This is a genomic window from Ignatzschineria rhizosphaerae (assembly GCF_022655595.1).
GTDB lineage: Bacteria > Pseudomonadota > Gammaproteobacteria > Cardiobacteriales > Wohlfahrtiimonadaceae > Ignatzschineria > Ignatzschineria rhizosphaerae.
This window is the reverse complement of record NZ_CP093379.1, coordinates 754768-767195: the sequence shown is the minus strand read 5'-3', so window position 1 is coordinate 767195 and position 12428 is coordinate 754768. Positions and strand designations below refer to the sequence as shown.

The following is a 12428-nucleotide window of genomic DNA, read 5'->3' as shown; positions in this document are numbered from 1 at the left end:
AATCAATAATCCTTTTTACCTTACTGTGCCATGGTCCAGTTTTGCGTCTCTTGATAATCACGCCAGAGTTTTTGATAAGCTTCACTCTCTAATAACAATGTTTCATGACTGCCCTTTGCGATCAGCTTTCCTTCATTTAGATAAACGATCTGATCTGCCCCAATAATTGTTGAGAGGCGATGCGCAATCATAATGACTGTTTTATTCACCATGAGTTTACGAAATGAATCCATTAATAGCGCTTCGTTTTTGGCATCCGAAAATGCTGTTGGTTCATCTAATACAAGGATTGGGCGATTTTGTAAAAAGGCACGTGCAATCGTTAAACGCTGTTTTTGTCCGCCCGATAAAAGCTGGCCACGCTCCCCAATTTTTGTATCGTATCCTTCCGGCAAAGTCATAATAAAATCATGAATATTGGCAAGCTTTGCGGCATTAATGGCTTCTTCCTCAGTCGCTTCTAAACCGTAACGAATATTATCTAAAATCGAGCAAGAGAAAAGGAAACTATCTTGAAACACAAAGGAACACTGCTTCATCAGTTCATCAAGCTTCATGTGACGAATATCCACATCTCCAATCAAAATTGCCCCATCTGTGACATCCCAAAAGCGTGGGAGCAGATTAATTAAAGTTGTTTTACCAGAACCTGAGCTTCCGACAATGGCTGTAAAGCTTTTTGCCGGCACATCAAAGCTCACATTACTTAATACCGGTTTCCCTTCATCATAAGCAAAAGAGACATTGTCATAACGAATACTATAATTACTAGGAAGCTTCGCTTCATCTGCGCTCACTTCAGGCAAGCCTTCCATCGCTTCAAGCTCCCAGATACGCTCAATAGATGCACGAGATTTCTCAAGTAGACTATGAAGCCCCATGAAAGGATGGATACTCTCTACAATGCCGGCAGCGACTAAAAAGAAGAGAAAGAGATCCATAAAGTCGATCATATCTTTTAAGTAAAAAACTGTCCCTAAAACAAGTAAAAAAGCTTGTAATGGAATCGGTGAAAAGAGCGTTCTTGCAAGGCGATTTCCTAAACCAATCTTACCAAGCCAGCCTTGCATCACGCGATTATAATTCTCTAATGATTCATGATAACGCCCAAATGAGCTATCGCCAGAATCAAAGGCACGTACGGTACTCATGCCTTGTACATACTCAATAATCGCAGAGTTCACCTGCGCAAGCGCTGCGACATATTGTTTTCTAAATTGTCGGCCACGGCGCATTAAAAGCTGTAGCGTGATAAAGACAATCGCGCAAAAAGCTAACACTGCTAATGCAAAAGGCCAATTAAAGATAAAGAGCACAATAAAGATAAGTACCGGCGTTGCATAAGCTTCTGCTTTTAAAGGGGGCGCATCTGCGACATACGAGTGAAGCGCATGGACATCATCTAACAAAATCTTTGCCATACCACCTGTACCAATAGTTCTGACATATCCAATTGGCAATTGGCTAATTTTCGCAGCTAAACGCTTACGCAAAATCTCTTCTAACTCAAAAGCCCCATAATGCGCCTCATCATGCGCTTTAATTTTAAGCGTATAGTAGATAATAGATAGTAGTAATAAACCTGCGGTTAACGCATAAGCATAGCCATAGTTGGCATCTGCAAGCACCCAGATAATCCCAAGCATCATAAGCCAAAGTCCCATTTTCATAGCTTGTGCTGCCATTGCCATCAAGGAGGATCGCTTGAGTCTTGTTGCTATTGGGTCACAAATTTTTTGATGTTGTAAACTCATAATTCATTCTCTTTTAAAATTCTCTTTAAAATCTTCGCATTCGTTAAATACAGCAAAGATGCCTAGAGATAAATGCCTTTTAACACCCCATCTCTAAACATCTTAATGCAATGCCAATGACATCTTTCGCTGCATCTCACAGCATCTTTCATGACATCTTCTAATTAAAATTTCATCTCAACTGAGATTCCAAATGCACGAGGTCTTTGGGTAATCGCTTCCCTTCTCTCACCTGCTGGAATAAAGATTGGGTCTTTAGAGTTAAAGATGTTATCGGCATAAAAGGAGATTCTGGTGGAATCAAAATAAGCCGATTTAAAGGTATATCCCCCATAGAGATTCACTTGCGTATAAGAATCAATTTTGCCAGCTGCTTCATTGACGTAAGTGGAGTAATATTTGTCCGTCCAATGCACATTTGCCCCCAAATCCCAAGGGCCATTTTGATAATGCGTTCCCACATTTAACGTCACTTTTGGTGAGCGGCTAAGCTGCTTGCCCTCAACTCCACTATTGGGATAGCTTTTAATATCCGTTTTAAGGAAGCTAATACCGGTACTTACTTGCCACTGCGGTGTAATACGATAATTTGCCGTCACTTCTGCCCCATAAGTATTGACCTTATCGGCATTACGAATAGTGACGGAATCCTTACTTAAATAGTAAGGTAGCTGCATATCTTTATATTGATTATAAAAAAGGTTCGTAAAGAGCTCTAAACGCTGATCATCGGTACGAAAACGATTATAAAGCTCATAGCTCCACACTTTTTCAGATTCATATTCATAAGCCACAAATGGGTTAGAGAAAGTCACACCGGCACCACCTGGGTTATAACCACGGCTTACTTTAAATCCTGTCGTTAAATTATCATTGGTGTGATAAGCCACATCGACTTTTGGTAGGAAAATACTCTCGCTCTTATCAACATTCATACTCACCAATTTTGTCGCACCACCATGGCGCTTATGACTCTCTTTTTCAAAGCGACCGGCAAAGGTTAAATCCCATTTTAAAGTAGGAGAGTAAGTGACTTCTCCAAAGATCGCTTTTGTTTTTGTACGATCATCAAAATAGTTATGCTGATTCATCAACTTAACATATTCATCTTGTTTACCAGTGAAGTAGAAAAGCCCAACCATCCCTCTAACTTTATAATCAAATGCATTAAAGCGAACAATGGGTTCAATTTGCCATTCATGCCCTTTTACATTCGCCGGAATTCCATTGACATGATAAGCCCCTTCACGATCATTTCGATATTTTGTATAGATCACTTTATTTTCAAAGCTCACCTGATCATTTAAGTCCCACTCCACATCCCAAATTCCTGATGTGGTCTTTGTTTTAAAGATGGGGCGCTCTGGTGTATATCGTGCCGCTAAAGGATCTGACAATGCTTCATTTTGAGGCGTTTTCGCATCCACATGATTAATCGTTAAACGGGTTAAAAAGTCGGGCATATTGGCCGGCATATAGAGTAACTTGGCGCGAGCTGTGGTGGTTTCAATCTCTCTTGGGTTACCAACAGGCTCATAATGCATGAGCTTCACGTAGCTTTCACGAGTTTGGCGATCCACACTCAAACGAAAAGCGAGTTCATCTTTAATAATAGGTCCTGAAACCATTAAAGCGCCCTGCCTGCTTTTTTGGTTACCTAAAAGAAGTTTCGCGCCTCCTTCCCACTCAAAGCTTGGATCTTTAGAGTTCATTACCAGCGTTCCGGCAATTGCATTTCGTCCTTGCGATAAACTTTGTGGCCCTTTAAAGACTTCCACTTGTTCCATATCCCATAATGATTGGGTTCCAAACGCAAATTCGTTATAAGTTGCCGAGCGACCATCTGTTAAGAGATTAATACGAGGACGAGATCCTGCTAAAAAGGCAACAGCGCCTTGCGCTGGCCCTGATCCATCAACACCACGAATTGCCGGCAAATCATTACCGCCGCCCAGATCGACAACCCCCACCACTTCTTTCAAGAGATTCTTCATTGATTGCGTATTGGCATCTGCTTGCATCTGCTGGCTATCAAATACTTCTGCGCTAGCTGACGTTTCAAAGTGCGAGCGCCCTAACTTTTCCCCCACAACAATCACAGAGCCCAATTCATGAGTTGATCCTTTTGAGGCAATATTTCTCGATTCTTCTGGGAGATTCTCAAGCTCCTCGGCAGAAAGAGAAAAAGGAATCGATAATGCACTAATCACAGCTAGTGATAAAACTGTTTTACGAGAAGCAATAAGAGATGAAGCATGCCAGGAGGTCATCATGAAAAGATCCTTGAATTACAAGTTTACAAAATTAGTTAAAAATTACAGTTTTTGTAATATAATGCAATTCAAGATACAATGCAAATCATTCTTATTAACAAATAGAACTCATTATAAAGATAAACTATTACCTCTTTTTCTCTACGAAAACCTATCAATATCGGCTACCATAGAGCCACAATCAATATTGGAAATGATTATGGAACCCATTAATAAAACTGAGCAGACAATATTACAAGTGAGCGAAAACCTCTTTAGTCAGCACGGCTGGCAACGTGTCTCTATCAGTGAGATATGTGATGAAGCTAAAGTGAGCCGAGTGACGTTTTATCGTTATTTCAAAAATAAAAATGCGCTACTAAAACATATCTTCCTACAAAAACAAGAACGAGTAACCGCTCATTACGCCACGCTTTTAGAAGAATCTAAAAATATTGAAGAAGTGATTAAAGGGATATTTTCTTACCAAGAAAACGCCCTTAATCAATTTTTCACCCCCAATGTCTTAAAAGATTTTGACCAAAACCAAGATCCTGAACTGATCGAATTCTTTCAGATGCAGCATGAGCGAAAATATCATTTTCTAGACCAGTTCTTCTCAGAATTACAGGCGAAAAAAATTATTGATGCCGATTACCCTACGGTATTGATTCATCAGTATCTTAAAACCATGGATCACCTCATGTTTAATGAAGTTGTTCAAGAAGCTTATGGGGAAAATAAAAGCACCCTACGCCAAGATATCTTAAAACTTATTATGTTTGGTTTATCGGGCCCTAAAAAATAACGTAATAAAATGGGTCTATAGTAAAATCAGTTTAAAAGAGACTAAATCAGATTACCAGCGCATCAGTTATGAGAAACGCAAGAATCGTTCTGTCCGGCATCGTGCAAGTCGTTTGATTCATACGCTATAGCGTTTTATTTTTAAAATAATGCTTCTTAAACCAAAAGGCTTCCTTGTCGGAAGCCTTCTCTTTTTTTAAATTCTTAACTGTTACAATCGACTTTTAGCCAATACCCACATTATGGTTTCACAATCTCCATCGGAAATAGCATCGGAATAAAGATCACGGCAATCGCCATCACGATAAAGACAAATGGTACACCGATCTTCACAAAGTCACTAAAGCTATACTTACCCGGCGCAACAACGAGCGTATTAACCGGCGAAGAGACTGGCGTCATAAAGGCTGCCGATGCGGCAATTGCTACCGCCATTGCAAATGGATAAGGCGAAACACCAAGTACATTAGCCGTTTGAATAGCAATCGGCGCCAGTAAAACAGCGGTTGCGGTATTAGAGATAAACAGCCCGATCATTGCCGTAAAGCCAAAGATCATTGCTAAAATCACGCGAGGGCTTGCACCACCACTTGCTTCTAAGAGATATTTTACAGCAAGATCGACTCCACCTGTATTTTGCAAGGCAACCGCAAAGGGGAACATCCCAACAATTAAGATGATACTTTGCCAATGGATCGACTTATAAGCACTATCCATCGTAATACAGCCACAAGCCCCCATCAGTAAGGCACCAAAAATCGCCACTAATACTGTCGGGAAAATACCAGAAATCATTAATCCAACGGTAATTAAGAGCGCGATAATCGCATAAGGAGCCTTTTCCATCGCAGGCGCAACTTCATCAATTTCTGTAGGGATTGTTAATACAACGAAATCATTGGTCATTGTTTGCAATTGACGAATCGCTCGCCACATTCCAAATACCAATAATGTATCGCCACGCTTTAACTTCTCATTTAAGAGTTCATTCTCAAGCACTTCTCCTTGACGCTTAATTCCCATTACATTAAGTCCATAACGTGAGCGGAAAGCATTTTCAAGAACCGTTTTATCAATGAGCTTTGAATCTGGGTGAATTGTAACCTCAACCATTCCAATTTCACGAGAATGCTCGTTAAAGTAGCTACTCATTAAAGGAAGGGAGACGAGATTAAATTTCTGCATGAAAAGCTCAACCTTTTCAGGATAGAAAAAGTCAAAGAGCATCACATCATTCTCTTGAATCACACGGTCAGGAACCGCATCAAGCACCACGTTTTTAAGTCTATTTAAGCGGCGTTCTACGACAATAATATTTGCGCCATGCCCCCCACGAAGATTCATCTCAGAGAGTCTTTTACCAATTAATGGCGAACCTTTTCCCACTTGTGCACGATAGTTACGTCCTTTTAATTGATACTCTGTGGCTAAATCATCAAAGTTAATACGAACCTTTCCAGATCCACTTTGATCATCTGCCTTTTTCCCTAAAAAGCGGCGAGCAAAGAGCATATAGAACATGCCCACAAAGAGAATAATCAATCCAATAGGGGTAAAGGAGAAGAATTCAAAAGCTTTATGCCCTGCTAATTGTAATTGACTAGAAACAACTAAGTTTGGCGCAGTCGCTACAAGCGTTAACATACCACTAATGAGCCCCGCAAAACTCAGCGGCATCATCAGGCGTCTAACATCCGCCTTCATCTTGGTAGCAACACTAATAATAATCGGGATAAAGATTGCAACAATCCCCGTAGAGCTCATCACTGAACCAAGTAGCGCCACAGAGAGCATCAAAAGCACAATAAGACGGGTCTCACTATTTTTAGATTGCTTAACAAGCCAATCCCCCACCCGAAAGGCAACGCCAGTTCGAACTAACCCATCACCAATAATAAAGAAGACCGCTACAATAATGACACTACTATCACTAAAGCCTGCTAGTGCTTCTTCTAAAGAGACACTTCCTGTCAATGGTAGTGCTAAAAGCGCACAAACTGCCACGACATCCATGCGAGGCTTATTCATCATAAAGGCAATAACTGCCGCAAACAACAGGACTAAAACAATTATAAGTTCTTGTGTCATATCTGCTACTTCTTCATTAATTTTTCATAAAAAAAGATATTGGATGGTTAAGTAATAAAATTCCAGCAGCTATTTCGCAGCATGCTGGAATTATTCATCATTAAAGAGATTTCCCAAAATTGATAAATCTCTTTTTTTATAAACATGATTTAATCCGTTTTTTATGGGATTAACCATAATGCGATACTCGTTACAGGACAATCCCTATTTAATTAATTTACTAATCGTCTTAAATTGCGGATTCTCAGCACTTTCAAGTAGCTCAAAAAGACACATTTCAGTACTAGTTAATGTTGCCCCTAACTGAATCATCTTATTGAGCCCAAGCTCGGTATTTGCTTCTACTCGTGATGAAACCGCATCTGAAACGACTTCAACATCATAATCTTCATCTAAAAGATCTCTGACGGTTTGATAAACACAAACGTGTGTTTCTATGCCGGCCACTAAAAAGTGCGCATGATCATATTTTTCTAACACTTTTTGAAACTCAGGATGTGGAACACCGCTAAAAGTCATCTTTTCAATAGGCGCTAAACCTTGTGCTTCAAGTAGAGATTTTAATGGTTCAACCGTTTTGCCTAAACCTTTAGGATATTGCTCTAACCAGACAATAGGAAGTCCTAACGCTAATGCGCCTTTTACTAACACTTCTAAATTCTTTAAGAGCGCCTCGTTTTTATCCATCACTGGTAATAAACGCTCTTGGACGTCGACAAGTACTAATACAGTATGATCGGGTCTTAACATGATGCTCTCCTTATCTTTTTATCATTTGATATTTTTTCATATCCCTCGTGATTGCATCTGCTTATTCCTATTTCAATCATCAATATTGACGTATTTTTTAAATAGAATCTTTATCATCATGACCGAAACAGAGGCTAAAAGCACGCTTTATCACAAGGTTATCTATAAAATATTTTAATGAAATTAACATATATCATTGATGCGCTTTGTTCATTACATCTTCAATACAGATACTCATTCCTTGAGAAATCATCTAAAATAATTCCTGCAGATACAAAAATATCACCATCTATCGATAGTGATATTTATCCTATAATCCCTTGAGATTATTGGGATTCATCAGATGTTCCAGGTCTTGATGAGTATTTTCCTTTCGTCATCTCCACCTCTTTATGATAATGAGATTGTAAGCCCTCTTCAGGAATATAGTAAGAAACCTCTCCAACCTCTTCTGTTTTATCATCGTGCAGAAGAACAAAGGGCATCACCACCATATAAACCAGCGCAATCACTAACCCCGCGTAAATTAAATAGATAAATCTATGCATTTGTATCCCTTATCCGATAATCTCTAAAACATCTTTTGTTATCACAAAATCTTCTGCCCTAGATTATACGACAAATTTTTTTTTAATGTTAGCTCAGCAGAGGGCAAAACTTGATGAATCTCCTCTTTTTATACTCCTTCATCATACTTTCCCCTCTATTTCTAGAAAACATAAAGAAGTACCTCCTAAATTTGAGCGATAGTCGATTCCATTTAAGCAATACTGCTTTAAAAGAAAACCGTCCGGCATGAGCACTAAGCCACTTGCACGATGCTGGATAGAACGACTCTTGCGTTTCTTATAACAGATGCGCCGAGAATCTAATTCAGTTTCTTTTAAACCGACTTCACTATAACTTTAAAACAGGGAAATGATCCCCCTATAAAAAAAGCGCGTTAATCATCTATTAACGCGCCGATATTACTCTTTTAATCAAATAGTGAGCGCTAAATAGGAGCGCTTCTTGATGACTAAAGTAGTCTTATTTTGTTGCAGCTTTCATCGACTGAATAAATGCCCCAAGTTTTTCTAAAAGTGCAGATTCATCTGTGAGATTCTCCCGAATAATCTGCGTTACGGCAGAACCACTAATCACACCTGCAACCCCATGATCAAGATAATGCTTTGCTTGCTCAGGAGAGGAAATTCCAAATCCTTGTACGATGGGCGGCGCGCCTACTGCTTTGAGTTTTGCGATATTATCCTCTAGAGAATCATTTTCTAATCTTTGTGCAACACCAGTAACGCCTGCGCGAGACACAAGATATGTATAGCCTTCTCCCTCTTTAGCGATGCCGCTAAAAGTCTCATCGGTTGCATCTGGTGGACAGATAAAAATTGGCGCAATATTATGAGCTGTTGCCGCCTTTTTAAAATCTGCAGATTCACGAAGCGGGACATCAGCCACTAAAACTGAATCAACCCCCGCCTTTGCACATTTTGCATAAAACTGATCAATCCCTGCTGCATGAATTAAGTTTGCATACATCAATAAACCAATCGGCACTTCTGGATACAAGTCACGAATCTCTTTTAAAAGAGTGAAAGATTTCTCCACACTCATGCCATTACCAATAGCACGAAGCACCGCGCCTTGAATTTCAGGACCATCAGCGAGCGGATCTGAAAAAGGAATACTCACTTCCAACGCATCAGCGCCTGACTCAATTAACGTGATTAAGATCTGCTTAGAGAGCTCATAAGTAGGATCGCCTAACACCACAAAAGGAACAAACGCACCCTCATTTTGAGCAGATAAACGATTAAATAATTGTTGATAACGACTCATTATGCGTTCTCCTTTAAAATTTTATGAACTGAGAAAATATCTTTATCTCCGCGCCCAGAAAGATTTACCACCAATAACTGCTCTTTATCAGGATTTTCTGCAATCATTTTTAAGGCATAAGCAAGTGCATGAGATGACTCTAATGCCGGCAAAATCCCTTCACGGCGGGCAAGTTTTTGGAAAGCATCTAAAGCTTCCTCATCCGTTACTGACACATAGTCCGCTCTGCCGATATTATGAAGATGTACATGCTGCGGCCCAACTGATGGGAAATCTAACCCTGCAGATACTGAATATGAGCCTTTAATCTGCCCTTCATCGGTTTGCATCAAGTGAGATTTCATCCCAAAGTAAATTCCCGGCGTTCCATGTTTAAGTGATGCCCCGTGCTCATCTGTATGAATGCCCTTACCTCCTGGTTCAACGCCAATCAGGCGCACTTTTTCTTCTGGAATAAAATCTGTAAACATTCCAATCGCATTAGAACCTCCGCCAATACAAGCAAGTACCGCATCTGGTAAACGACCTTCTCGTCTTAAAATTTCAGCCTTAGTCTCTTCGCCAATCATCTTTTGAAATTCCCGAACGATTGTCGGAAACGGGTGAGGTCCTGCCGCTGTCCCTAAAAGATAATGCGTTGTTTTATAACTTGCAGACCAATCACGAAGTGCTTCATTACAAGCATCTTTAAGCGTTCCTGAGCCACTTGTAACCGGAATAATCGTTGCGCCCATAAGCTCCATACGAAACACATTTGGGGCTTGTCTTTCGATATCTTTCTCCCCCATATAGATTCGGCATTTCATATTGAGAAGCGCACAAGCTAGCGCTGTTGCAACGCCATGCTGCCCAGCGCCAGTTTCTGCAATAATCTCTGTTTTTCCCATACGTTTTGCAAGGAGCGCTTGGCCTAAAACCTGATTTGTTTTATGCGCCCCACCATGAAGAAGATCTTCGCGTTTTAAATATAATTTACTTTTAGTGCCTTCGGTTAAATTTTTACAAAGCGTTAACGCCGTCGGTCTTCCGGCGTAATTTTTTAAAAGATCCATAAACTCTGCCTGAAACTCAGGATCATTTTGTGCTTTGATAAACTCCGCCTCAAGTTGATCAAGCGCTGGAATTAGAAGTTCTGGCACATATTGCCCACCGAACTCACCAAAATAAGGATCTAACTGTCTCATGATTTTCTCTTTCTCTTTTCTTAAATAAATTATGTCGTTTTAGTACTTTAAATTGCGATGTTTTTTATTTTTCTTGAAGCTGCCTATTTATTGTCAGCCTCTATTAAATATATCTTGCATGCCTTTATCGTTTGCATAATGCCGGATAGAACTCTTTCTCGCTTTTCTTATCTTTAGCGCCGGCATTTTGTTTCTCTTAATGATTGCTGAATACTTTTTACTTTTTACTTTTTACTTTTTAAACAATCTATAACCATTTCTGTGATACCGGATAAAACTGTTTTCTCACTTTTCTCATCTTTAGTGCCTGTATTTTTCTCACATCTATAATGTTGATTCAAAACTTAGCGTCTCTTTTCAGAAACTTGTTTATAGCTCACAATCTGCTGAAAAATTTCTTGAAGCTTTGCGGCATCTTTTTTCCCTGGCGCTGATTCAACGCCGGAGTTAATATCCACCCCTAAAGGCTGAAAGCTCAATGCTTCTTCAATATTTTGACTAGAGATCCCCCCTGCTAAAAAGAGGTTGGATAGATCTAGACCTTTTAATAGTGACCAATCAAAAGGTTCTCCACTGCCGCCCTTTTTACCATCTAATAGATAAAAATCAACATCTTGGTAGTTCATTAATGGTAAATCTTGCGCATCATTTTGAATATTTACCGCTTTAATGATCTTCACATCTACCGGCAATTTCTGGCGTAACTCCGTAATAAAAGATTGTGGTTCATGCCCATGAAGTTGAATGGCATGTAATCCTACCTCTTTAGCAATAAAGACAATTGCATCAATATCATCATTTTGAAACACGCCAATAAACTTTAAAGGAACTTTTGCGGCAATCTCTTTTGCCTCGTGATAAGTCACGCCACGTGGGCTTGAAAGGATAAAGATCAAGCCGCCATACATGGCACCAGCATCAAATGCCGCTTTGGCATCATCTATAGAGGTTAAACCACAAACTTTATGCCCTCCGGTTAAGAGCTCTTGGAGCGCACGATCTAAATCATCACTTCCCATTAAATGACTACCAATTAAAAAGCCATCTGCAAAGTGAGAAATACGGCGAATATCGCCATAGCTACGAATGCCTGATTCGCTAATCACAATTTGCGCTTTTGGCATTAAAACACGCAGGCGCTCTGTTTTATCTAAATCAATAGAGAGATCACGTAGATCTCGGTTATTTACGCCGATCACTTTTGCACGCAGTTTAAGCGCTCTCGCCACTTCTGCTTCATCATTCACTTCTGTTAAAACGCCCATTCCCAACTCATGGGCAATATTGGCAAGATAGCGATACTCATCATCACGAAGTACAGAAAGCATTAAAAGTACCGCATTAGCACCATGAAGACGCGCTAAATAGATTTGATAAGCATCTACAATAAAATCTTTACAGAGAATGGGGGCTGTTGTTAATTCTTTGGCAATAGTAATATTTTTAAAATCCCCACCAAAATGGCGAGCTTCTGTTAATACTGAGATGGCTGTTGCGTAAGGGCTATAGGCTGTGACGATTTTTTCTAAATCAAAATCTTCACGGATTAAACCTTTTGAGGGAGATGAGCGTTTGCATTCTAAAATATACGTTGGGAGATTATTGGCTTTACGAGCATCAATCGCTTCATAAAAATCACGATCACTTACAACTAAGGAGGTTTTAAAAGTATCTAATGGCTTCTCTTGTGCCATCTTTGCAATATCTTCTCGGCGAAGTTTAACGATTTTATCTAATACTGTTCCGCTCATCTTTAT

General features: G+C 39.7%; 9 protein-coding genes. 1 reads left to right on the top strand and 8 read right to left on the bottom strand.

The features are described 5' to 3' along the window. Positions 1–20: 20 nt before the first annotated feature. Both MMG00_RS03320 and MMG00_RS03315 read right to left on the bottom strand, forming a co-directional pair. Entirely contained in the window at positions 21–1754 is a 1734-nt protein-coding gene (locus MMG00_RS03320) for an ABC transporter ATP-binding protein (RefSeq protein WP_242151366.1), read from the bottom strand. Positions 1755–1918: 164 nt separating this feature from the next. After that, a complete protein-coding gene (locus tag MMG00_RS03315) occupies positions 1919–4027 on the bottom strand; it encodes a TonB-dependent receptor (RefSeq protein ID WP_242151363.1) in 2109 nt (702 codons plus the stop codon). Positions 4028–4226: 199 nt separating this feature from the next. Between MMG00_RS03315 and MMG00_RS03310 the strand changes: the two genes are divergently transcribed. Beyond that, complete coding sequence (locus tag MMG00_RS03310) at positions 4227–4814, top strand: TetR/AcrR family transcriptional regulator (protein ID WP_242151361.1); 588 nt, start codon at positions 4227–4229, stop codon at positions 4812–4814. A 239-nt stretch (positions 4815–5053) separates the two neighbouring features. Here MMG00_RS03310 and MMG00_RS03305 read toward each other — a convergent pair whose 3' ends face one another. The 6 genes from MMG00_RS03305 to trpCF form a co-directional block, all read right to left on the bottom strand. Further along, entirely contained in the window at positions 5054–6901 is a 1848-nt protein-coding gene (locus MMG00_RS03305; protein ID WP_242151359.1) for an SLC13 family permease, read from the bottom strand. A 204-nt stretch (positions 6902–7105) separates the two neighbouring features. After that, positions 7106–7651: a hydrolase gene (locus MMG00_RS03300; protein ID WP_242151356.1), complete on the bottom strand. Its 546-nt coding sequence runs from the start codon at positions 7649–7651 to the stop codon at positions 7106–7108. A 326-nt stretch (positions 7652–7977) separates the two neighbouring features. Beyond that, positions 7978–8199 carry a hypothetical protein gene (locus tag MMG00_RS03295; protein WP_242151354.1) on the bottom strand — a complete coding sequence of 74 codons (222 nt, stop codon included), beginning with the start codon at positions 8197–8199 and terminating at the stop codon, positions 7978–7980. A 481-nt stretch (positions 8200–8680) separates the two neighbouring features. After that, positions 8681–9487, bottom strand: coding sequence for a tryptophan synthase subunit alpha (gene trpA / locus MMG00_RS03290; RefSeq protein ID WP_242151353.1), 807 nt, complete (start codon positions 9485–9487; stop codon positions 8681–8683). Then, positions 9487–10671 (bottom strand): tryptophan synthase subunit beta, encoded by a 1185-nt coding sequence (trpB, locus tag MMG00_RS03285; RefSeq protein ID WP_242151350.1) that lies wholly within the window; start codon positions 10669–10671, stop codon positions 9487–9489. The genes trpA and trpB overlap by 1 nt, the downstream gene beginning before the upstream one ends. A gap of 344 nt (positions 10672–11015) precedes the next feature. After that, a complete protein-coding gene (trpCF, locus tag MMG00_RS03280; RefSeq protein ID WP_242151347.1) occupies positions 11016–12422 on the bottom strand; it encodes a bifunctional indole-3-glycerol-phosphate synthase TrpC/phosphoribosylanthranilate isomerase TrpF in 1407 nt (468 codons plus the stop codon). Between the last annotated feature and the right edge of the window lie 6 nt (positions 12423–12428).